Genomic DNA, 22435 nt, shown 5'->3' on the forward strand with positions numbered 1-22435 from the left:
AGATTGAGAAGTATCTATTTTTTACTATTAGCGGCGGTGATCGGCACTGAGCTAACGCTTGGAATTTTGGTCGCGCCAGTCATATTTTTCCCACAAAGCATCATAGGCGAGGGTGTGCTTACGCATTTTATGAGCGGACAGATGATGACAAAGATATTTTTAAAATTTAACTATGTTTTGCTATTTGTAAGCGCATTTGTGGCAGTTAGCGAGCTATTTGATCTAAGAAAAAAGCTTGCATTTTCACTAAAATTTAGCACATTTATGCTCTCGTTTTTAAATTTAGCCCTAGCGCTTAGCTTTGTCTTTATCTTTACGCCTTTTATCGTGCAGGCTCAAAGTCTTGGCGCAGAGGCGACGCAGACAGCGGAGTTTGCCAAGATGCACAGCGCAAGCGAATATGTGATGAAAGTGATGCTTGTTTTGCAGCTCATTTTGTTTTTTGTGAAATTTAAGATCAGCCAAGATGAACGCCAAGCCTGATATCCAAATCTTAACAAATTTCCTCGCCGAATACACGACAGCGATGGTGAGCGCTGGCACATACACTGCGCGCGTAGAAAAGTGCGTCGACCGCATAGCTAAGCACTACGGCTACGACGTTAGCGTGACGATTTTCGTGAAGTATTTTACCATTAGCGTGATGGACTCGCAGGATAACTCCTTGCGCCGAACTTATGTGAGAAAGATCCCATTAGGGCAGGTTAGCTTTAACAGAATTTCTGAGTTATCCTCACTCAGCTGGCAAATTTTAGATGAGGGTTTAAGTTTAGATGAGGCTAAAGAGAGCTTTGAGGGCGTGATGAGTGTCAGTGCAAATAAATTTGCTAGCTCGCTTATCTTGATAAGCCTTGCAAATGCGGCATTTTGCAGACTTTTTGGAGGCGATGCTGGCTCAGTTGTTTGCATATTTTTTGCAACGCTTGTTGGCTACACTCTTAAATTTACCCTTGCGAAAATGGGTGTAAATTTAAAGGTTCAATACGTCCTGACATCCTTTGTCGTCTCATTTATCGCCTACCTTGGCGTATCTTACGGGCTTACACATACAAGCGACGTGGCGATAGGCTCGTCTGTACTCTTTATGATGCCTGGCGTTTTTCTCATAAATTCAGTCTTTGACATCCTAAATGACAACACCCTTGTTGGCATCAGTAGAGCCATAAGCACGGGCATCCTCATACTTTGCATGGCTGTTGGCGTCTATATCACGCTAACACTTAGCAGTGCGGAGATACTAAATGTTTGAGCTTTTGAGTGAAACGCTTGTAGATGCTGGCTTTGCTGCGGTGGCTGGACTTGGCTTTGCCTATGCTAGCTCGCCTCCAAAAAGAACTCTCATCTTTTGTGCTTTGCTCGCTGCATTTGCGCATGCTAGCCGCTTTTGGATCATGCAGATGGGATTTTTTAACATCAGTGTCGCAACGCTCATCGTCTCTTTTATGAGCGGAATTTTAGGCATGCTCTTTGCCAAACGGCTAAAGGTGCCAGCTGAGATCATCGCATTTCCAGCGCTTTTGCCGATGGTGCCAGGAGTTTTTGCGTATAAAGGGATATTGGCACTTTTTTCATTTTTAAATGAGACAAGCATCGCTAAGAAAAATGAGTATTTGATTATATTTTTTGATAATGCTATCACGACTACGACGGTCTCACTAGCCCTAGGTGTCGGCGTTTCGGTGGTACTTATCTTGTTTTATGATCAGTCGCTTACGATAACTAGAGGCGCTAAAGGTAGACCTAGTAAGAGCAAATGAAAATTTAAAGGAGCTTTGCTGTGAAGATAAGAATTTATTACGAAGATACCGATGCAGGCGGCATTGTCTATCATACAAACTATATTAAATATTGCGAGCGAGCCAGAAGTGAAGCGTTTTTTGAGGCTGGGCTAAATTTCACAAAAGAGGGCGGATACTTTGTCGTTTCAGCTCTTGAGGCTAAATTTCTCGCTTCAGCAGTGCTTGGCGATGAGGTTTTTGTGAGAACAAAGCTCATAGAGCTTAAAAAAGCAAGCCTTGTTTTAGAGCAAGAAATTTATAAATTTGATGAAAAAGATGCCGAAAAAGTGCTCTTTAAAGCGACTATCACGCTAGCTTTTATGAAAGAGGGCAGATTAGCAAAGATAGATGAGAGCATGAAAACTTTTATAAATGAGGTTAAATTTTAGCAAGCAAAACTGCTAAATCCCGCTTGTACTGTTTTGCTCCTGCGAATTTGCCTCATTAAAGTGATCGCTTTTTGTGTCATAAATTTTTACATCATATAAAACTTGTGAGTTTTCAACTCTCTCAGCAAAAATTTTGCTGGCATTTTTGTTTATGAAATTTGTATAGATATACTCCACTCCCAAGGCACTTGAGTAGCCGATCTGTGAGTATCTAAAATCAACTCCAAAAAGATCTCCAAGCCCTAAAAAACTCTCATCAAGTAAATTTAGCGAATTTGCCACAAAGAGGTTTTGCCTATCTCTTTGCGTGATGGCGCTAAAGATATTTGGCAAGAAATTTATCTGCGTGCTTAAAAGCGCGTAAGGCTTTATCTCAAAGCCTCTCATCTGCGTTGCTACAAGAGAAGCTTTAACTATAGGGATGTTTAAAAAGATGCTTGCGTTATCAAATTTAGACTTTTTGCTTAAAGTATCGTTTAAATTTATATCTTTACCTGTGATCGAGCTCTCGTAGTAGTCGTTACTTTGCATGCGTACATACTCATTTAGCTTTTGTGCTAGCGCGCTGCCATCGTCAAAGGCGACTATTTTTTCGTTGGCAAAAGCGAGCAGGGCTGAAATTTGAGCTTTATAATCAACTCCGCCAAAGATCAAATTTGGCTTTGGAGCTACCACGAAAGAGCTATGAACGCTAGGGATGTAGATGAGTTCGTTTGGCAAGATGAGAGAATTTACTATGTTTGCGCCATTTTGAGTAAGGGCTGCTATAAAGTAGATAAAGCCCTCATTTCTAGCGTTTTGAAGCGCGTTTTGAAGGCTAGGCAAACTTTCGTCGCTGCTATTTATAAATTTCACTTCAACATTTGCATCTTGCTTTAAGATGTAGCTCAAAATAGCGTTTGATACGACATTTGCGTATGATTTTATAACCTTTTGAGGGATGATGACTGCTATCTTGTCGCTTTGTGCAAGTTTTAAAACCATCTCTCCGCCAAGCGAAGCGTAAAGGTCTAAAAGTGCCTTATCATCTATCTTTGCTGGCTCAAATCTCGCCATAAAGCTAGCTAACATATCGCTTTTTACAAGCTCATTTAGGCAAGAGCTATCACAAAATTCTGGCTCTAAATTTATGTAAGTGATCTTTGCTGGCGGTATGCTTGAGAGGCTTTGATTTTTAGTGATGTTGCTTTCAAATTTTGCCTCAGTGATCTCGTCTTGCATCTCGCTTATGGCTTCATTTTGCGCTGCAAAAAGGCTTACAAATATAACTAAAAAAAGAAAAATTCTTTTCATATCACTCCCTTGATTTTTTTCAAATCATCTATAAAATTTTCTTCAAAACTTGGATTTTTGCTGATCCACTCTGGTGAAAAGGTTGGCATTATAAACCTATCATCATCTTTTAAAATGCTCCCTCTTATGCTTGAAAATCCGCCCTTTGAGAGCAAATTTGGATAAAGATGCATAAAAGCTTCCTCTCCTAAAGTGATGATAATTTTTGGTTTAATAAGTCTTATCTCTTCTAAAAGATATGGCCTACAAAGCTCAAACGAGCTCTTTAACGCTGGATTTTTCGCGTCACTATTTGAAATTTCACAGCGCAAAAGCAAGCTTATATAGACACTATCTTTTTCTAAATTTAAGCCATTATTTATAGCTTTTTCTAAAATTTTGCCGCTTGTGCCTTCAAAATAATCATCTTTTTTGCAAAGCGAGATAAACATTATCTTGCTATTTTTATCGCCAAAGCCAGTAAAAACGCACTTTGAGCTATTTCTTAAAAAGCAAAGAGAGCACTTTTTTATCTCGCTATTTAGCTCGTCTATGCTGTTATAATCTTGATATTTACTTAAATTAAGAAAATTTTCATCTATAAAATTGTAACCGATCGCTTTTAAAAAAAGTAATTTTTCTAAGAGATCTTTGTTTTTATGAAATTTCATTTTTGGATTATAACTTGATTTACTTAAAGTTTAAATTATAGTTTTTTCGGGCTGATTTATTCAAAGGAATTTAAGTATTGCTTTGATAAAATCCCACTTTTTATATTAACTTTAAGGATAGAAATGAAAAGGACTTATCAACCTCATAAAACCCCTAAAAAACGCACTCATGGCTTTCGTTTAAGAATGAAAACTAAAAATGGCCGCAAGGTTATCAATGCTAGACGTGCTAAAGGTAGAAAAAGATTGGCTGCTTAGCTGGTTTTGAGTCACTAAGTGACTCGAGAGAATTTTCTCAGGTTTATAAAGAGGCCAGTAAATGGCACTGCGACGCTTGCGTAGTTTTTTATAAACCTACAATTGAAAAAAAATTAGCAGTTGTTGCTAGCAAAAAAGTGGGAAAAGCAGTAGTTAGAAATAGAGCAAAGAGGCTTTTAAGAGCTGCTTTTTTTTCTATTTCTAAAGAGCTAAAAGATGGCACTTACATTATGGTCGCAAAAAATGGAATTATAGAAATTTCATTTGACAAAATTTGTAAAAATTTGAGCTGGTCTACAAAAAAAATGGGATGTCTAAAATGAAAAAATTTGCGATTAAATTTATCGCTTTTTATCAAAAATATATTTCCATACTTCTGCCAAAAAGCTGTCGCTACTATCCGACTTGCTCACAATACGCCATTTGGGAATTTCAAACAAATAGCTTTTTCTCTGCTTTTTTTGCAACATTTATGCGAATTTTAAGATGCAATCAACTTTTCAAAGGCGGTATCAACTACCCAATCATCCGCAAAAAATTTAACTCATGTTTTATATTTCAAAAAAGCGATACCAAAAATGTAAATTTCTGGTTTATCCCTTGCCAAAATAGTAAATTTTATGTCGTAAAAGTATTAGATAAATTAAAGGAAAAAAATTAAATGGAACAGATGTCTATGCAAAAAAGGTTGCTTCTTGCAGCACTTTTGTCAATCGTATTTTTCATAGTATATGACTTTTTTATGCCAAAAAGAGCTCCACTAGAGCAAAACCAGACAACGATCTCTCAAACAATGGATCAAAGCAAAGCCCCAGCCTCTACTAACGATACTCCAAAATCAAATGAAAATTTAGCTTCAAACGAGATAATCGCTACCATCAAAGGTCAAAGCTACGAAGCAAAGATAGATAAGCTAGGTAGGATTGCGAAATTTTATCTCACCGAAGATAAGTATAAAACAGAAGATGGCAACAAAATCGAGCTTGTTTCGCAAAATCCACTGCCGCTTGAGCTTAGATTTAACGATAGCGCTTTAAATACTGATGCTTTTAAGGTTGCATATAGCAGTGACGCTAGCGAAATAGATGCTAGCAGCGAGCCTAAAACTATAAAACTCACTCAAAATTTAGATGGTGTTACAGTCACAAAAAATATCAAATTTTACCCAAATGGTCGTTACGAGGTTGAAGTAAATTTAAGCAAAAGTGTTGATTATTTCATCACTCCTGGCTTTAGACCAAATATCGCGATAGATAGCTACACGGTTCATGGCGTCATGCTTAGAAATACAGACGATAGCCTAAATATCATAGAAGATGGCGATGCAAAAGAGGTTAAAAACTATGCAAGCACAACTATAGCGGCTGCATCTGATAGATACTACACAACGCTATTTTACTCATTTAACAAGCCATTTGAAGCTGTTGTAGATAAAGATGCAAATAACAATCCTATCGTCTTTGTAAAGGCAAACGATAGTCTAAAATTAGGCGCTTACATCGGACCAAAAGAGCATAAAATTTTAAGCTCAATGGATGAAAGGCTAAATGACGTTATCGAGTATGGTTGGTTTACATTTATTGCAAAGCCGATGTTTGCATTCTTAAATTTCTTACATAACTACATCGGCAACTGGGGTTGGGCGATAGTTGTGCTAACGCTTGTTATAAGGATAGTTTTATTCCCACTTACATATAAGGGTATGCTATCGATGAATAAGCTAAAAGAGCTTGCTCCAAAGGTAAAAGAGATCCAAACAAAATATAAAGATGATAAGCAAAAGATGCAAGTTCACATGATGGAGCTATACAAAAAACATGGCGCAAACCCGATGGGTGGCTGCTTGCCGATCTTGCTTCAAATTCCGGTATTTTTTGCGATCTACCGCGTTTTACTAAATGCGATCGAGCTAAAAGGTGCTCCTTGGATACTTTGGATACACGATCTTTCAGTGATGGATCCATACTTTGTGCTACCTATCTTAATGGGTCTAACGATGTTTTTACAACAAAAACTTACACCAACGACATTTACCGATCCTATGCAAGAAAAGGTTATGAAATTCTTGCCTTTGATCTTCACATTTTTCTTTGTGACATTCCCAGCAGGTCTTACGCTCTACTGGTTTGTAAATAACGTTTGTTCAGTCGTTCAACAAGTCTTTGTAAATAAACTTTTTGAAAAACATAAAAAAGCTGCGGAGGTAAAAGCTCAATGAAAATAGAAGCAAATACCCTCCAAGAGGCATTTCAAAAGGCAGCCGAGCAGCTTAACTGCTCAGTCACCGAACTTGACATCAAGGTCTTGCAACATCCAAGCGGTGGAATTTTTGGATTTTTTAAAAAGACAGCGATCATTGAGGCAAATTTAGAAAATCAGCCAAAACCACAGCATAAACCAAAAAATGATAGAAATTTTGCTAAAAAAAGCGATGATAATGAGAGTGTAAAAGAAGAGAAAAAACAGAGCAAAAAACACGATCATAATGATAAAAAGCGAAATCCTAAAAAGCATAAAGATGAGAAAAATGAGGCTAAGTCTGAGCAAAAAGAGCATAAAAACGAAAAGCCAAATTTGAGTGAAAAAAACTCAGCCCTTGCAAAAGATGCCTTTGCCGAAAAGGGTGAAGAGCCAGGATATGTCATAAAAAGACTTGATGAGCCAAAAGAGCAAAAAGAGACTAAAGAGGCAAAAGAGCCACAAGCTAGTAAAAGTGCTCCTAAAAACATCCTAGATACTTCAATCATCGAAAATTTCAACCAAACTGATGAAGAGAGCGCGCCTCAAGCTTTGCCAAAAGAGAAAAAAGAGAAAGTTGTAATCGACTTTGATAAAATTTTGCCTGAGATAAAAGAGGGCATGACGCGTCTTTTTAAAGCAAGCTGCTTTGAGATAGACAAGGTAGAAGTTAGTAAATTTAACGATGAGACAGTGCTTATCGAGCTAGACGGTGCTGATGCGGCGCTACTTATCGGCAAAGAGGGCTATAGATATAAAGCGATCTCTTATATGCTCTATAACTGGCTAAATTCAAAATATAACCTCGCTATCCGTCTTGAGATCGCACAATTTTTGCAAAATCAAGAAGCGATGATGGATCAATATCTAAATGGTGTGATCGAGCGCGTGCAAAATAGCGGTAGAGCCCAAACAAAGCCACTTGACGGAGTTTTAGTTAAGATCGCACTTGAGAAGCTTAGAGAGAAATTCCCAGATAAATATGTCGGCATAAAAAGCGGCAATGACGGCAAATTTGTCGTCGTAAATGACTTTTTCAAAAAATGAGTGAAACTATCGTAGCCCTTGCCACAGCTTATGGCATCGGCTCAGTTTCTATCGTAAGGCTTAGCGGCAAGGACGCCCTAGCCACCTCTTTAAAACTTCTTAAACTTTCAAATTTAGAGCCAAGATACGCAAAACTAGCCAAAATTTACTCCCTTGATGATGAAATTTTAGACGAAGCTATCGTTATATATTTTAAAGGCCCAGCAAGTTTTACTGGCGAGGACATCGTCGAGTTTCAAACTCATGGCGGCGTGATGGTGAGCGAGAGAATTTTAAATGAGCTAATAAGAGCTGGTGCTAGGCTTGCTATGCCTGGCGAGTTTAGCAAGCGAGCATTTTTAAATGGCAAGATGGATCTAGCCAAGGCCGAGGCGATGCAAGGGCTCATCACTTCAAAAAGCGAGATCGCTGCTAAAATTTTGACCCGCCAAATGCAAGGTGATCTTAGTAAATTTGTAGGCGAGATCAGGGGTGAAGTGGTCAAAACTCTTGCCTTTGTTGAGACTATGATTGACTACGCTGATGATGATCTGCCTGCAAATTTACTAGAGCAGACTAAGCAGATGCTTTTAAAAAATAGCGAGAAGCTAGAGCGCATAGCAATTCTTAGCGAGCAAAGAAGAGGGCTCATAGATGGCTTTAAGATCGCCATCGTTGGCAAGCCAAATGTTGGCAAAAGCTCCATTTTAAACTCATTTTTGGCATACGAAAGAGCAATCGTTAGTGATGAGGCTGGCACGACTAGAGATAGGATAGAAGAAAATTTCAAGATCGGCTCGCATCTAGTTCGCATTATAGACACCGCAGGCATTAGAAAAGATGCTGGAAAGATCGAACAAATCGGCATAAACTACTCGATCTCAGCCATAAACGAGGCCGACATCATCCTAGCTGTCTTTGACGGCTCATTTGCAAGCGACGAGCAAGATAAAGAGATAATAAAGCTCGTTTCTAACTCAAACAAAAAAGCCTTTTTTATCCTAAATAAAAGCGATCTGGCATTTAAATTTGACATAGAGTTAGAGGGCGCTATCAAAATTTCAGCAAAAAACGATACGAGCGTAGTTTTAAAAGAGCTTGAGGGCTATCTCAAGACGCAAGACACTGACGAGATCATGCTAAGCTCAAACCGCCAAATTTTAAGCTGTAAAGAGGCGAGCGAGGCTTTAAAAAGAGCGTTTTTAAGGCTAAGTGAAGAGGAGCTAGAAATTTTTGCTTACGAGCTAAATACCGCGATAAAGGCACTTGCAAGCATCACAAAGCCATTTGAGAGAAGTGAAATTTTAGATGAGATGTTTAGCCATTTTTGTTTAGGAAAATGATACTTTTTTTGGTTAAAATTTGCGCTTTTTAAAGGAGAGAATATGAAAATTTTACTTTTAAATGGCGGCAAAAAATTTGGCCATTCAGATGGCAGGCTCAATCAAACACTTCACGATCTAGCAAACGAAAAACTAGTGAAAATGGGTCACGAGGTAAAACAAACCGCGATAGATCAAGGCTATGATATCGAGGCTGAAGTTGAGAAATTTCTCTGGATGGACGCGGTAGTTTGGCAGATGCCAGCTTGGTGGATGGGCGAGCCTTGGATAGTGAAAAAGTATATCGACGAGGTCTTTACAGCAGGACACGGCAAGCTTTATACGAGTGATGGCAGGCATAGGGTTGATCCAGCCAAAAACTACGGCAAAGGCGGCTTGCTAAATGGCAAGCAATTTATGCTAAGCCTTACTTGGAACGCCCCAGCTGAGGCATTTAGCGATCCAAATGAGTTTTTTGAGGCGCGTGGCGTTGATGGGGTTTATTTTCATTTTAGAAAGGCAAATGAGTTTTTGGGCATGAAGCCACTTCCGTATTTTGTATGCTACGATGTTATCAAGATGCCAGACGTGCCAAGATATCTAAAAGAGTATGAGGCGCATCTTGAAAAAGTTTTCAAAGCGTAAAAAAAGATTTCTACCGCTCTTTAGCCATTTGTGCTAGAGAGAATCTAAATTTATATCTTGTGTGGGGAAAATGAGGGCAAAATTTCTACTTTTAGCTGCTATTATCTTTTTTGCTGGGTGTGCTAGCAAGCAAATTCTAAATCCAAGCGAAAAGTCAAATTTACTCTATCTTGAAAATAACGAAACCTTGCACGAGATGAAATTTTATAAGCTGCAAAACAGCCTAGATGACTTTAATAAATTTGCAAACATTGTCGGCAAGGCTGGGATTAAAGCAGCCAGCACAAATGCAGAATTTAGCTCTCTTGGCGATCTCATGCAAGGCAGCGAAGCAGATCAAATGGTGCTTGTTAAAAATTTGGGTACAAATCATGAGCTCATCTTGTCAAATGCTAGTGACATAGAGGAGCTAGCAAATGCAAAAAATATCAAATTTTATGAAATTTCAAATGGCGCTATCAAAAGCGTGGTTTATAGCACAAAAAGCATGCCAGTTTGCGAAGCTTTTGCAGGTGGCAAAGAGGCGATAAAAGTAAAAAGCGTGACAAATCACCCTTTGAAAAATGGCTTTTTTGCGGTGATCTTAAACTCAGATATATCTAATGATCAAGGCTTTTTTCTAAGAGAGACGAGCTATTATTTCAACCTTTCAAGTGAAGATGAAGAGAAGATTAAGGCTGAGACGCTAACGCAAAATTTTTATAAAACATTTATCGAAAGTGACCTTATAAATCAAGGCAAAATTCTCTCAAATGTGCTTTGTTTTAGTAAATTCCAAAAGGCTTTTTAGTAACTTTTTATAAGCAAGGTTGTAAAATAGCTTAAAATTCTTAAAAGGTTACATCAATGGATAAAGCTACCATACAAGCACATAAAATCAGCGACGAAGAGTATGAGGAGATCTTAAAAATTTTAGGCCGTGAGCCAAATTTACTAGAGCTTGGCATATTTTCAGCGATGTGGAGCGAGCACTGCAGCTACAAATCAAGCAAAAAATACCTAAACGGCTTTCCGACAAAGGCACCCTGGGTCATCCAAGGACCTGGCGAAAATGCTGGTGTCATCGACGTTGGCGACGGGGTTGCAGCTGTGTTTAAGATGGAGAGTCACAACCACCCAAGCTTTATCGAGCCGTTTCAGGGCGCTGCAACTGGCGTTGGTGGAATTTTAAGAGACGTCTTTACGATGGGCGCAAGAGTTGTTGCGAACATGAACTCACTTCGTTTTGGCGAGATAAGAGGCGAGGGCGAGCTAGCTAAAAAGCATAGATATCTACTAAAAGGAAGTGTCGCTGGCATAGGACACTACGGCAACTGCATGGGTATCCCAACGATCGGCGGCGAGACTACATTTGATCCTAGCTTTAATGGCAATATCCTAATAAACGCCTTTGCGCTTGGACTTTGCAAAAGTGATGAAATTTTCTACGGCAAGGCTGAAGGTGTGGGCAACCCAGTCATTTACGTGGGCTCAAAGACCGGTAGAGACGGACTTGGCGGCGCTGTGATGGCGAGCGATAGCTTTAACGACGAAAATAAATCACTTCGCCCAACGGTGCAAGTGGGCGACCCATTTGCCGAAAAGCTGCTCATGGAGGCGTGCTTGGAGCTCTTTAAAAAAGACTACATCATTGGCATCCAAGATATGGGCGCAGCAGGACTTACAAGCTCTAGCTTTGAGATGGCTGGTAGAAGTGGCAGCGGCATGAAGATGTATCTAGAGCGCGTACCGATGCGCGAAGTTGGCATGACGCCTTATGAGCTAATGCTAAGCGAGTCTCAAGAGCGTATGCTAATATGCGCCAAAAAAGGCTACGAGCAAAAGGTGCTTGAAATTTTTAGAAAATGGGACCTTGACGCTGAGATCATTGGCGAGGTTACAAGTAGCGGCGTGATGCAGCTTTACTGGCATGACGAACTTGCAGGCGAAATCCCTATCGGCCCACTTAGCGAGGCAGCTCCTGTGCTTGATCGTCCAGTCGCACGTCCAAAATACCTTGATGAGATAGTAAATTTACAAATACCAAATAATGTTGATAATAAAAGCGCATTTTTCAAGCTTTTAAAAGAGCCAGAAGTGCTAAATAAAAGCTTTATCTACGATCAATACGACGCAAATATCCAGACAAACACTATAAAACAGCCTGGTTACTTAGGCGCTGCAAGTATCAGAGTAAAAGGCACTAAAAAGGCCGTCTCTATGGCTGCTCAGTGCGATCCTAGAGCAAATTTCGTTGATCCAAAAATTGGCGCTGCAAGGGCCGTCGCTGCAGCTGGCAGAAAGGTCGCGATGAGCGGCGCTGTGCCACTTGCGATCACCGACTGCCTGAACTACGGTAACCCGCAAAATCCAGAGGTTATGTGGCAGTTCAAAGAGGGATGTGAAGGCATAAAAGAGGCTTGCCGTGAGCTAAATACACCAGTTGTTAGTGGCAACGTGAGCCTTTATAACGACACTGACGGCGTTAGCGTCTATCCAACGCCAGCCATCGTCACGGTTGGTGTAAATGAAGACGCAAATTTAAACCTAAAAAGCACATTTTTAAGCGAGGGCAGGGCGATATATCTACTTGGCGAGACAAGCGGTGAATTTGCTGCCTCTCTTTACGCAAAGGCGCTATTTAACGTGGTTGGTGGCAAGCTAAAAGAGGTTGATTATAAAGCTGAGAGAGCCCTTTGGGAGCTAGTGATAGAGGCAAATAAAGAGCAAATTTTAGAGTTTGCAAATAGCGTAGGCGTGGGCGGTCTTGCTATTACGCTGGCAAAAATGGCTAGCATCTCAAACATCGGCGTAAAATGTGAAGTTAAATTTAAAGAGCCAAATTTCATCTTTGATGAGAGCTTTTCAAGAGCGGTTGTGGGTGTGAAAGACGAGGCTAAATTTGAAGCGCTTGCGACTAAATTTGGTGTGAAATTTGAAAAGATCGGCGTTAGCGGAGGCAAGAGATTTAAGCTAAATGAGATAGATGAGAGCTTAGAGGACGTAAGAGAAATTTATCTAAATGAGTTTGCGAAAATCGTAAAAAAGGAGGACTAAGAGATGTTTTCTAAAAAGGAAAAAACAAGCGGGGAAAAGGAAGTAGAGCAAAACGAGAAAAAGGGCGTGGCGAAACCGCCAGTGCTCTTTAGCGATACTCAAAATTTGATAAGTACGATAGAAAAAAGGCTAAATGCCCCTTTGATAACCTACTATAACTCAAACGCTGGTAATGTCTGCGGCAACGATGCAAGTGCTATGTATGAAATTTTAAAGGGTAAAAAGATAGACACTGCCTACCTTTTCATAAAAAGTGATGGCGGAAGCGGTATAGCTGCACTTAGGATCATTAGCACCCTTAGAAACTACTGCAAAAATTTAATAGCGCTGATCCCATCAAACTGCGCTTCAGCTGCTACGATGATGGCGCTTGGCGCAAACGAGATCGTGATGGGCCCACTTGCCTATCTAACGCCAGTTGATACTTCGCTCAAGCATGAACTTAGCCCTACAAACAAGGGTAACGAGCTTGTTAGCGTCTCTATGGATGAGCTTAGCCGTGTAGTCAAGCTTTGGAAAGAGCAGGACAAAGATAGACCAAATGACACAAACCCCTATAACTCGCTATATGAGTATATCCATCCGCTAGTTTTTGGTGCGGTTGATCGTGCTAGCTCGCTCTCACTTAAAATTTGCTCTGAGCTACTTAGATATCACATAGATGATGATAAAAAGATCGCTGAAATTTCAGAGCGTCTAAACGCAGACTACCCAGCGCACGAGTATCCGATACTCTTTCGTGAGGCGCAGGAGATCGGTCTGCATGTCAAAAAGATGGACGATGATCTAAATGAGATGCTTCAGGAGCTAACGCTGCTTTACTCAGAGATGGGACAGCGAGCCTTTACAGACTACGATGAGAACAGCTATCACGATAACAACATCGCAAACATCATCGAGACAAATGGCAAGCAAATTTACTATCAGATCGATAAAGACTGGTTTTATCGTCCTGAGGAGCGCCGCTGGAACGTGATGAATGACGAGAGCTCATGGCGCAAAAATGAGCTGGTAAATGGCAAGATAAAAAATACGATCTATCACTTGTGGTAATATGTCTGGAGTCCTGTTTTTACTCATATTAGGCGGTGCGATATTTTTATTTATGAATGTCCAAATAGGTAGTAACCGCAAGAAACAAGCAAATGTAGATGAGGCTAAATTTCTAGTCTCACTGCTTGCAAAAGTCGCTAAAAGTGACGGCAGAGTTAGCGAGCTAGAGGCTAGACTGATCACTCAAGTGCTAGATGATCTAAGCCAGAAAGTTAGCGGCGTTAGCGGCGTGCGCGAGTATCTAAAAGAGGTCTATAATAGCCAAAAAGAAAATGTAGATAACGCCTATGAAACCGCCAGAAACTACAAGCGCGCTTTTAATCTAAACTACGATACCTGCGTGGCTAGGCTCACTTTTTTTCTAAATTTAGCCTATATAGACGGAGAATTTAACAAAAGCGAGCAAGACATCATAAGAAATATCGCTTATGGATTTGGCATCGATAAAGAGACGCTTGATGAGATAATCTTTAAATTTGATAGCTTTTATGGCTCGAGATTTGGGGCAGACCGCGATGAGATAAGCCAAGAAAACGATGCATTTGAGGTTTTAGGACTTAGTAAAAATGCAAGCCTTGATGAGATAAAGGCTCGCTACAAAGAGCTTGTGAGGCAGTATCATCCTGACATTTTGATGGGCAGAGGCGAGAGCAAAGAGGTGATAGAGCGCTCTACTAAGAAGCTTCAGGAGATAAATGAGGCTTATGGGAGATTAAAAGAGAAATTTGGAGTTTAGATGAAGAAATTTGTGATTTTACTTTTGGCTGTGGCTGGCTTTTGCAGAGAGCTAAACGTGAGCGATCTTAATGGAAATGAGATCAAATTTGAGCTAAAAGATAGCACGCTTTTTGAAAATGGCAAAAAGATCGGCGAATATAATAAGACAAGCGCTGCTAGCATCATCCTAGCTGGCAGTGATGGCGTAGAGGCTGATTTTAAGGCAGTTATAGCTAAAAAATTAAATGAGTTTAAAGAGTATATATTTTCAGATGAAGGCGGCATAAAGGTAGTGAAATTTAGCGCTAAAAGCCCGATCTGCGAGGCATTTAGTAAAAAAGAGGCTGTAAATTTAAACGTGCTAAATTCTAGCTACTTTAACGGCAAACAAATTTCAAACTATGCCTTTAGTGTGGATATCGCAGGTGGCGAGTTTCAAAATTTAGTTAAAAAGAGCCACTTTGCAGTAAATGCTAGCGGCAAAAGTTTAGAAAAACTAGAAAATTTAACAGAGGAAAATATCAAAAAAGACATAGCCATGGGGCTACTTGTGCTTGAAAAAGCGATGTGTTTGGCGGAGAAATAAAATAAATTTAATCAATCTAAAGGAGAAAAAATGAGAGCGTTGCTTAGCGTTAGCGATAAAGAGGGCATTGTAGAGTTTGCAAAGGGGCTAGAAGAGCTTGGCTGGCAGATACTTTCAACTGGTGGCACCTACAAACTTTTAAAGGCTGAGGGCGTCAAAGCCACTGAGGTTAGCGAATTTACGGCGTCGCCTGAGATGTTTGAGGGCAGGGTAAAGACCCTTCATCCAAAGATACATGGTGGCATCTTGCATAAACGTGACGACGCTACGCACGTGGCTCAGGCAAAAGAGCATGGTATCGAGGGCATCGACCTAGTTTGCGTAAATTTATATCCTTTTAAAGAGACTACCATCAGGACCGATGACTTTGCCGAAATCATCGAAAATATCGACATCGGCGGCCCAGCCATGGTAAGAAGCGCTGCTAAAAACTTTAAAGACGTGCTCATAGTCACAAACGTGCTTGACTACGATGAAATTTTAAAGCGCCTAAGAGAAAAAAGCGATGATTACGAGTTTAGAAGATCGCTGATGATAAAGGCGTTCGAGCACACAGCAGCTTATGACAGCACGATAGCAAACTATATGAACGATAGATTTAATGGCGGTTTTGGCGATGCTAGATTTATCGTGGGAAGCAAGGTTTTTGACACTAGATACGGCGAAAATCCACACCAAAAAGGCGCGCTTTATGAGTTTGATTATTTCTTCACAAACAACTTTAGAGCCCTAAAAGGCGAGGCAAGTTTCAATAATATGACCGATATAAATGGCGCGCTAATGCTTGCAACTAGCTTTGATGACGCTCCGGCAGTGGCTATCATCAAGCACGCTAACCCTTGCGGCTTTGCGGTAAAAGATACGCTGCTAGAGAGCTACGTGGCAGCGCTTAAGTGCGACCCGATCTCAGCATACGGCGGCGTGGTCGCGATAAATGGCACGCTTGATGAGGAGCTAGCTAAAAAGATAAATGAAATTTACGTTGAAGTAATCATCGCTGCAAATGTCGATGATGCCGCGCTTAAAGTGTTTGAGAGCAAAAAACGCATCAAAATTTTCACTCAGGATAATAAATTTTTAGTCCGTGCAAATGATAAATTTGACTTTAAGCACATCGATGGTGGATTTGTATTTCAAGAAAGAGACTTCGTAAAAGATGAAGAGCTTGAAAATATGAAGCAAATGAGCAAGAAATTTGCAACTGGCAGCGAGCTAAAAGACGCTCAGATCGCTTGGAAAGTGGCTGCACTAACAAAGAGTAACTGCGTAGTTTATGTAAAAGATGGCGCGATGGTGGCTATTGGCATGGGTATGACTAGCCGTGTGGACGCTGCTCGTGCGGCCGTGGCAAAGGCAAAAGAGCTAAAGATCGATCTAAATGGCTGCGTGCTAGCAAGCGAGGCGTTCTTTCCGTTTAGGGATAGTATCGACATCGCTAGCAAAGTGGGCGTAAAATGCGTCATCGAGCCAGGGGGTAGCATCAGAGATGATGAGGTGATAGAGGCTGCTGACGAGCACGGCATGTCGCTATATTTCACTGGCGTTAGACACTTTTTACACTAAAATTTAGGGGCGCTTTGCCCCTTACTTCACACTTTATAACTTTAAATTTTATATAATCCTTCAAAAAAGGAGCTCTCATGAAAAAGATATTAAATTTTCTCTTGGTTTTTATTGTATTTTTGGGTGTAAATTTGACGGCTAAAGATGAGTTTATAAAGGAGCAGACGATGGCAGGGCAAAATTTAAAAGAAATTTATTTAGCAGGTGGCTGCTTTTGGGGCATGCAGGGCTATTTTAAAAAGATATTTGGCGTGGTGGATACGAAGGTGGGCTACGCAAATGGCAAGAGCGAGAGCACAAGCTACCGTGAGCTGCACGAGAGCGACCACGCCGAGACACTTTATGTGAAATTTGACGAAAACAGGGTCGCTTTGGCTGAAATTTTGGCTCATTTTTTTAGAGTGATCGACCCGACCTCGCTAAATAAACAGGGCAATGACGTCGGCAGGCAGTATAGAAGCGGGATTTACTATGTTAGCAAGGACGATCTTCCAGTTATTGAGAGCTTTATAAAGATCGAGCAAAAGAAATTTAAAGATAAGATCGTGGTTGAGGTGGCGCCACTTAAGAATTTTGTCATTGCCGAGGAGTATCATCAAGACTATCTTGACAAAAACCCTTTTGGATACTGCCATATAGATCTAAATTTGGCAAATAAGCCGCTTTATGATGAGGCTAAATTTAAGCCGCTTAGCAAAGAGGAGCTAAAGAAAAATTTAAGTAGCGAGCAGTATGCCGTGACGCAGGAGGCGGCGACTGAGAGGCCATTTAGCAGCGAGTATGATAAATTTGACAAAAAGGGCATCTATGTCGATATCACCAGTGGCAAGCCGCTCTTTTCAAGCGCTGATAAATTTGATGCGGGGTGTGGCTGGCCAAGCTTCACAAAGCCTATCACGACAACGGCGCTTGCGTATAGTGAGGACAACTCATTTATGATGAAAAGGGTTGAGGTGAGGTCTCAAAACAGCGACGCACACCTTGGGCATGTCTTTGAAGATGGACCAAGCGATAGGGGCGGACTAAGGTACTGCATAAACGGCGCAAGCCTTAAATTTATACCGCTTGAGGATATGGCTAGGCTTGGATACGAGGAGTTTATCCCCTACGTCAAGTAGCTTTTGTTGAAGCAAATCAATGGTTTGAAAAGTTTAATCAGAGTATAATTCTCCAAAATCAAAAGGAGAAAAAATGAGTGAATTTTTCAAAAATGCAGAGCAGTTTAGCGTCGATGGTGCGACGGTGCCATTTTATAAATTTAGTGAAAATGGTGTAAGCTTTGTAGGCTTTGACTCACGTCCTTGCGTGCCGCCAGAGCCTATGATGAACGCGCTTTTGTCGATAAAATTTGCTGATAAAAATACAAAGATCGTGATGGTAAATCACAAATTTCCAGCTGGGCTCATCCCAAAGATAGAAAAGAGCTTTGACATTAAGCGCGAGGACCTTGAAGGCGGGGCTGTAAAGATGACTTTTAGCCTAAAAGAGGGTGCGAGTATCGAAAACATAGACACCAGCCTTTGCCACTAAAATGCTTCTAAACACTTATGCACCGCCATTTAAGCTAGTTGGCGGCTACTTTATCGCTGGCATTTTTTTCTTAGTGCTTAGCCTTGGGGCGTTTTTTTACGCTGATTTTGAGACGATCAGCTCGCTAAATACGGCTGGCTTTTTGCATATATTTTTCGTGGGCTTTGTGATGAGTATCATCATCGGAGCGCTCTATCAGCTAACTTCGGTCATCTTAGAAAAGCCATTTTTCACGGTCAAAGGGGCTATTTTAAATTTAGCCATTTTTTGCCTGTCGCTGCTTGCTATGAGCTATGCGATGATATTTGGCGAGGCTAGGATTTTGCAAATCAGCGGAGTTTTTCTCTTTGGTACACTTCTTTTTTTTGGCTCGACATATGCGCTAAGCTTTATGGGTAATGAAAAAAGAAGTTTCGCTGCCTTTGCGCTCTTTGCCTCGGCGATATTTTTATTAGTTGGCATAACACTTGGATTTTGCCTAGTGATGATACTTGGCGGCACGCTTATGCTTGATTTTATGATGACGCTAAAATTTCATGTATATTTTGTGCTTGGTTTTGTGTTTTTTGTGATACTTGGAGCTGCAAGCGTGCTTTTACCGATGTTTGCCTTGGCGCATGATCTTAAATTTACACTTAGCAAGGCTTCTCTTGCCTCTTATATTTTGGCTGGAGTTTTGCTGGCAATCGATGAAAATTTAGCTATTTTTGCACTGGTTGTGGCGGCTTTGCTTTTTATAGCACAGGCGTTTTATATCCTGAAAAAGCGCGTGAGAAAGGCGTATGACTACTGGAATGTAAATATCGCACTTTCGCTGCTTGCTTTGTTTGTGGCTGCTATATTTATGATTTTTGAAAAGCTAAATTTGGCTGCGTTTTTTATGATATATGGCTTTTTGTTTGCCTTTATCGTGGCTCATCTTTATAAGATCGCGCCATTTCTTATCTGGTATCACTATGTGGCGCCATTTGTTGGCAAGGCAAAAGTGCCGCTGCTTGATGCGATGATACTAAAAAAGGCGGCTTATTACGCCATAGCTTTTAATGTCATTTCGCTTGTGTGCTATCCTTTGGCGGTTGGCTTTGAGATGGGAAATTTAGTCTATGTAAGTATGATTTTTATGGCTTTAAGCATCATTTTGCTTGCTATAAATATGATAAATGTTTTTAAATTTACTGGTTTTAAAGGATAAAAAATGAAAGAAAAAATTTATGATGCTCTGTCAAATATCGTCGATCCCGAGGTTGGCTTTGACATTGTTTCACTTGGGCTCATATATGATGCGAGCTGCGATGAAAACGGCAAAGCAAAGGTGACGATGACGCTTTCAACTAAGTCTTGTCCACTTCATGAGATGATACTTGGCTGGGTTGAAACGGCTGTGCTTGGTGTGGAGGGTGTGAAAGAGTGTGAGATCGACCTAGTTTGGGAGCCAGAGTGGAATATCCAAATGGCAAGCGACTTTGTAAAAGCACAACTTGGAGTGCAATAATAAATTTGGCTAGAAATTTGGCTTTGCTGGCAAATTTCTAGCTTTTCTTCTTAAACTTCTACTTTAAATTTTAAAAATATCATAAAGCGTAGTTAAATTTGCTTGGGAGTGCTTAAACTTTTTAATAAATTTACAAATAAATTTATACAAGTGAAAACTAAAAATAATGCGAGTTATAGAATATAATTTTAGGCATTTGCTAGGTAATGGTTAAAAATTGAATATATAAAAAGGTAAATTGCAAGATAAACTTGCAATTTAACAGGAGAATTTTTAGCTAGGACTTAGTCCATTTGGTGGCGAAGATACGATGGGATATCTAGCTGAGAGATATACTCATCACTGTTATATCCGCCACTTACTCTTCTTTTTAAAACGATATTTTTATTTAGAAGATCATTTTCAGGCTCTTGGGCTATTTTTTTTTCTTCACTTTCTTTTTCAGCACCTTTAAAACCTGTTGCGATGATAGTAACTTCGACTTTATTGTCTTCTATGTTTTCATCGGTTGTTGTACCAAAGATCACATCAGCATCGTCATCAGATGCCTCCTCGATCATTGACATCGCGCTATGAAGATCGTCAAGTGAGCAGTTTGGATGCATTTTAAAATGAACTAAAACGCCAAGCGCTCCGTTTATATTCATGTTATCAAGTAATGGAGACTGGATAGCATTTTTGATAGCTTCTTGAGCTGCACCCTCGCCATAAGCCTCGCCAACGCCCATTAAAGCATGACCTCTGTGGCTCATAACTGTTTTTACGTCAGCAAAGTCGAGGTTGATATCGCTAACACCAGAGTCAAGCACGATAGAGCACATACCATTTACTGCTCTTGCAAGCACTTCATCAACCATTTTAAAGCTCTCTTTGATGCCTGATTTTTTATCTATCAAAGTTAAAAGTCTGTCGTTTGGTATGATAACGATAGAGTCGCTCTCTTTTCTAAGCTCGCTTAGACCGATATCAGCTAGTTTGCTGCGCTTTTTACCCTCAAATGAAAAAGGCATAGTCACAACAGCAACTGTTAGCGCACCTATCTCTTTTGCAGCTTGTGCAACAACTGGAGCAGCGCCTGTACCTGTACCACCACCAAGACCTGAAGCGATAAATACAACATCAGAAGTCTCAAGAGCACTTTTTATCTCTTCGTAGCTCTCTTGTGCAGCTTCTTTGCCAACTTCTGGTCTCATACCAGCGCCAAGACCTTTTGTCTTTTTCTCACCAAGCTGTATCTTTGTGTGTGCAGGAGAATTGTCAAGTGCCTTAGCATCTGTATTTGCTATCATTAGATCGATGTCTAAATTTGGATTCTCTCTTATGATGTGGTTTATCATATTACCACCACCACCACCTACGCCTACTACCTTTATCTTTGCGCTATATAGGCTCTTGTTCTCTTCGATTGTGAAACTGTTGCTCATAGTAAAAATTCTCCTCAAAATAGTTGTGTCATGCTGTGCCAAAATTTCTTTAAAGCACTTGGTTTTTTTTCTTGCTTACTTATATCAGCGATATTTGCAAGCTCGTTTTTGTTGTTTTTTTGCTCTAAATTTATATCCATATTTACAAGCTCAATGCCCTCTTCAAAATCATCTTTATCCTGTTTCTTTACTTCAAATTTCTCTTTTTTCTCTTCTTCAAAAATGTTGAAATTTGCTTTTGGCTTTGATCTTAATTCGCCTTTATATCTCATCTTTTTTTCTGAGTCTATCTCATAAGGTGTAAATTCACCAGCGCCATACATGCAAAGTCCTATGGCACAAGAATTTGCTGGATCTCTTAAAATTTCATATAAGCCATCCATCTCTTTTGGTCTTGCGATCCTAACTGGCATGTTGTCAAATATCGCAGAAGCTAGATCTTTTAGTCCATCAAGCTTTGTCATGCCGCCAGTTAGTACTATGCCAGCGCCAACAAGATCTTTATATCCACTATCTTCAAGCATATTTGCAAGTACCATCACAGTCTCTTCTGCTCTAGCTGAGATGACATTTGATATAACATCAAGTGAAACTTCGTGTGTTTTTTGCTCATCACCAAGTCTTGGAAGCTCGATAAGATCAACTGATTTATTTACTAGCTTGCCATATTCTAGTTTTATCTCTTCAGCTTTTGGTAAAGGAGTATGAAGCGCCATTGAAAGATCTATGGTTATATTTGCAGAGCCAACGTGTAGATATGAGTTATACCTTAGTGAATTTCCAGCGTGCACTACCATATTACATGTCTCGCCGCCCATATCTATAAGTGCAACACCAAGTTCTTTTTCATCTTTTGTTAGTGTTGCTATGGCTGAAGCGTAACCAGAAAGAACTACATTATCAACCTGCACGCCTGCTAAATTTACAGCCTTTCTTAGGTTGCTTAGTTGTGATTTTTGAATACTTATGATATGAGTTTGCACTTCAAGTCTAGTGCCATTCATGCCAATAGGATCTTCTATAAATTCTTGTCCATCCACTTTAAAGTTGTAAGGTAAGACATGAAGTTTTTCATATTCTGGGGAAGTCTCGGCATTGTGATCTGCCATCTGCATAGCACGCTCTATCTCTTTTATGCCTATTTCATGATTTGGTATATTTACTACGCCACTACTATTTACGCTTTTAGTATATTTGCCAGATATCGAAACTACTACTCTTTCGTAGTGTGTGCCCGCAACTTTTTGCGCTTCTATGAGTGCATTTTTTATAGATTTTGCAGCTAGTTCAATGTTGTTTATAGCACCTTTTTTTATACCTTGTGCTTTTTCTGTGCCTATTCCTATTATCTTTATGCCATCATCATTTTGCTCTGCTATAACAGCGCAAATTTGAAATGATCCGACATCTATGCCTAAAATTCTAGTACTCAAAA

The 22435-nt window shown here is 40.1% G+C and carries 25 protein-coding genes; 21 read left to right on the top strand and 4 right to left on the bottom strand.

The features are described 5' to 3' along the window. Nucleotides 1-3: 3 nt before the first annotated feature. From CCS77_RS03970 to CCS77_RS03985, 4 genes are read left to right on the top strand one after another with little or no spacing between them, the layout of a single operon-like run. Nucleotides 4-483 carry a DUF4149 domain-containing protein gene (locus CCS77_RS03970; RefSeq protein WP_021085474.1) on the top strand — a complete coding sequence of 160 codons (480 nt, stop codon included), beginning with the start codon at nt 4-6 and terminating at the stop codon, nt 481-483. Continuing rightward, nucleotides 467-1249, top strand: a complete 783-nt coding sequence (locus CCS77_RS03975; protein ID WP_107916634.1) for a threonine/serine exporter family protein — start codon at nt 467-469, stop codon at nt 1247-1249. Before CCS77_RS03970 ends, CCS77_RS03975 begins: the two co-directional genes overlap by 17 nt. Beyond that, a complete protein-coding gene (locus tag CCS77_RS03980) occupies nt 1242-1757 on the top strand; it encodes a threonine/serine exporter family protein (protein ID WP_103613953.1) in 516 nt (171 codons plus the stop codon). Before CCS77_RS03975 ends, CCS77_RS03980 begins: the two co-directional genes overlap by 8 nt. A 20-nt stretch (nt 1758-1777) precedes the next feature. Beyond that, nucleotides 1778-2167 (top strand): YbgC/FadM family acyl-CoA thioesterase, encoded by a 390-nt coding sequence (locus CCS77_RS03985; RefSeq protein WP_002940422.1) that lies wholly within the window; start codon nt 1778-1780, stop codon nt 2165-2167. Between the two features lie 12 nt (nt 2168-2179). On the opposite strand, the gene CCS77_RS03990 is transcribed toward CCS77_RS03985, so the two are convergent. Together CCS77_RS03990 and CCS77_RS03995 are read right to left on the bottom strand one after the other, a co-directional pair. Further along, on the bottom strand, nt 2180-3460 hold the full coding sequence (locus CCS77_RS03990; protein WP_107916635.1) for a hypothetical protein: 1281 nt from the start codon (nt 3458-3460) through the stop codon (nt 2180-2182). Further along, on the bottom strand, nt 3457-4110 hold the full coding sequence (locus CCS77_RS03995; protein ID WP_107916636.1) for a uracil-DNA glycosylase family protein: 654 nt from the start codon (nt 4108-4110) through the stop codon (nt 3457-3459). Before CCS77_RS03995 ends, CCS77_RS03990 begins: the two co-directional genes overlap by 4 nt. A 123-nt stretch (nt 4111-4233) precedes the next feature. On the opposite strand from CCS77_RS03995, the gene rpmH reads away from it, so the two are divergent. The 17 genes from rpmH to CCS77_RS04080 all read left to right on the top strand — a co-directional run bounded on the left by rpmH (nt 4234) and on the right by CCS77_RS04080 (nt 19576). Next, the gene (rpmH, locus tag CCS77_RS04000; RefSeq protein ID WP_002940373.1) at nt 4234-4368 is read left to right on the top strand and encodes a 50S ribosomal protein L34; all 135 of its coding nucleotides are present in this window, start codon (nt 4234-4236) and stop codon (nt 4366-4368) included. After that, nucleotides 4356-4691 carry a ribonuclease P protein component gene (gene rnpA, locus CCS77_RS04005; RefSeq protein WP_107916637.1) on the top strand — a complete coding sequence of 112 codons (336 nt, stop codon included), beginning with the start codon at nt 4356-4358 and terminating at the stop codon, nt 4689-4691. Before rpmH ends, rnpA begins: the two co-directional genes overlap by 13 nt. Beyond that, nucleotides 4688-5029, top strand: a complete 342-nt coding sequence (gene yidD, locus CCS77_RS04010; RefSeq protein ID WP_002940252.1) for a membrane protein insertion efficiency factor YidD — start codon at nt 4688-4690, stop codon at nt 5027-5029. Before rnpA ends, yidD begins: the two co-directional genes overlap by 4 nt. Beyond that, nucleotides 5030-6586 carry a membrane protein insertase YidC gene (yidC, locus tag CCS77_RS04015; RefSeq protein ID WP_107916638.1) on the top strand — a complete coding sequence of 519 codons (1557 nt, stop codon included), beginning with the start codon at nt 5030-5032 and terminating at the stop codon, nt 6584-6586. Continuing rightward, the gene (locus CCS77_RS04020) at nt 6583-7653 is read left to right on the top strand and encodes a Jag N-terminal domain-containing protein (RefSeq protein ID WP_107916639.1); all 1071 of its coding nucleotides are present in this window, start codon (nt 6583-6585) and stop codon (nt 7651-7653) included. Before yidC ends, CCS77_RS04020 begins: the two co-directional genes overlap by 4 nt. Then, nucleotides 7650-8975, top strand: coding sequence for a tRNA uridine-5-carboxymethylaminomethyl(34) synthesis GTPase MnmE (mnmE, locus tag CCS77_RS04025; protein WP_107916640.1), 1326 nt, complete (start codon nt 7650-7652; stop codon nt 8973-8975). Before CCS77_RS04020 ends, mnmE begins: the two co-directional genes overlap by 4 nt. Nucleotides 8976-9017: 42 nt before the next feature. Then, complete coding sequence (locus CCS77_RS04030) at nt 9018-9599, top strand: NAD(P)H-dependent oxidoreductase (RefSeq protein WP_107916641.1); 582 nt, start codon at nt 9018-9020, stop codon at nt 9597-9599. A gap of 70 nt (nt 9600-9669) precedes the next feature. Then, on the top strand, nt 9670-10389 hold the full coding sequence (locus tag CCS77_RS04035) for a hypothetical protein (RefSeq protein WP_107916642.1): 720 nt from the start codon (nt 9670-9672) through the stop codon (nt 10387-10389). Between the two features lie 56 nt (nt 10390-10445). After that, nucleotides 10446-12635, top strand: coding sequence for a phosphoribosylformylglycinamidine synthase subunit PurL (purL, locus tag CCS77_RS04040; RefSeq protein ID WP_107916643.1), 2190 nt, complete (start codon nt 10446-10448; stop codon nt 12633-12635). Between the two features lie 3 nt (nt 12636-12638). Next, entirely contained in the window at nt 12639-13688 is a 1050-nt protein-coding gene (locus CCS77_RS04045; protein WP_107916644.1) for an SDH family Clp fold serine proteinase, read from the top strand. Between the two features lies 1 nt (nt 13689). Then, entirely contained in the window at nt 13690-14424 is a 735-nt protein-coding gene (locus CCS77_RS04050) for a TerB family tellurite resistance protein (RefSeq protein ID WP_107916645.1), read from the top strand. After that, a complete protein-coding gene (locus CCS77_RS04055) occupies nt 14425-14991 on the top strand; it encodes a hypothetical protein (protein ID WP_107916646.1) in 567 nt (188 codons plus the stop codon). It begins immediately after the preceding gene. Between the two features lie 30 nt (nt 14992-15021). Next, nucleotides 15022-16554, top strand: coding sequence for a bifunctional phosphoribosylaminoimidazolecarboxamide formyltransferase/IMP cyclohydrolase (purH, locus tag CCS77_RS04060; RefSeq protein WP_107916647.1), 1533 nt, complete (start codon nt 15022-15024; stop codon nt 16552-16554). Between the two features lie 77 nt (nt 16555-16631). Then, nucleotides 16632-17672, top strand: coding sequence for a peptide-methionine (R)-S-oxide reductase MsrB (gene msrB / locus CCS77_RS04065; RefSeq protein ID WP_107916648.1), 1041 nt, complete (start codon nt 16632-16634; stop codon nt 17670-17672). A gap of 73 nt (nt 17673-17745) precedes the next feature. Then, a complete protein-coding gene (locus tag CCS77_RS04070; protein ID WP_107916649.1) occupies nt 17746-18084 on the top strand; it encodes a hypothetical protein in 339 nt (112 codons plus the stop codon). Between the two features lies 1 nt (nt 18085). Further along, nucleotides 18086-19276 (top strand): peptidase M50, encoded by a 1191-nt coding sequence (locus tag CCS77_RS04075; protein WP_107916650.1) that lies wholly within the window; start codon nt 18086-18088, stop codon nt 19274-19276. A 3-nt stretch (nt 19277-19279) separates the two neighbouring features. Further along, a complete protein-coding gene (locus tag CCS77_RS04080; RefSeq protein ID WP_107916651.1) occupies nt 19280-19576 on the top strand; it encodes a metal-sulfur cluster assembly factor in 297 nt (98 codons plus the stop codon). 284 nt (nt 19577-19860) lie between these two features. Here the strand turns inward: CCS77_RS04080 and ftsZ are convergent, their stop codons facing one another. Continuing rightward, complete coding sequence (ftsZ, locus tag CCS77_RS04085) at nt 19861-21000, bottom strand: cell division protein FtsZ (protein ID WP_012001610.1); 1140 nt, start codon at nt 20998-21000, stop codon at nt 19861-19863. A 14-nt stretch (nt 21001-21014) separates the two neighbouring features. Beyond that, entirely contained in the window at nt 21015-22433 is a 1419-nt protein-coding gene (gene ftsA, locus CCS77_RS04090) for a cell division protein FtsA (RefSeq protein WP_107916652.1), read from the bottom strand. Nucleotides 22434-22435 lie beyond the last annotated feature (2 nt).

Source organism: Campylobacter concisus (genome assembly GCF_003048375.1).
Classification (GTDB): Bacteria; Campylobacterota; Campylobacteria; order Campylobacterales; family Campylobacteraceae; genus Campylobacter_A; species Campylobacter_A concisus_T.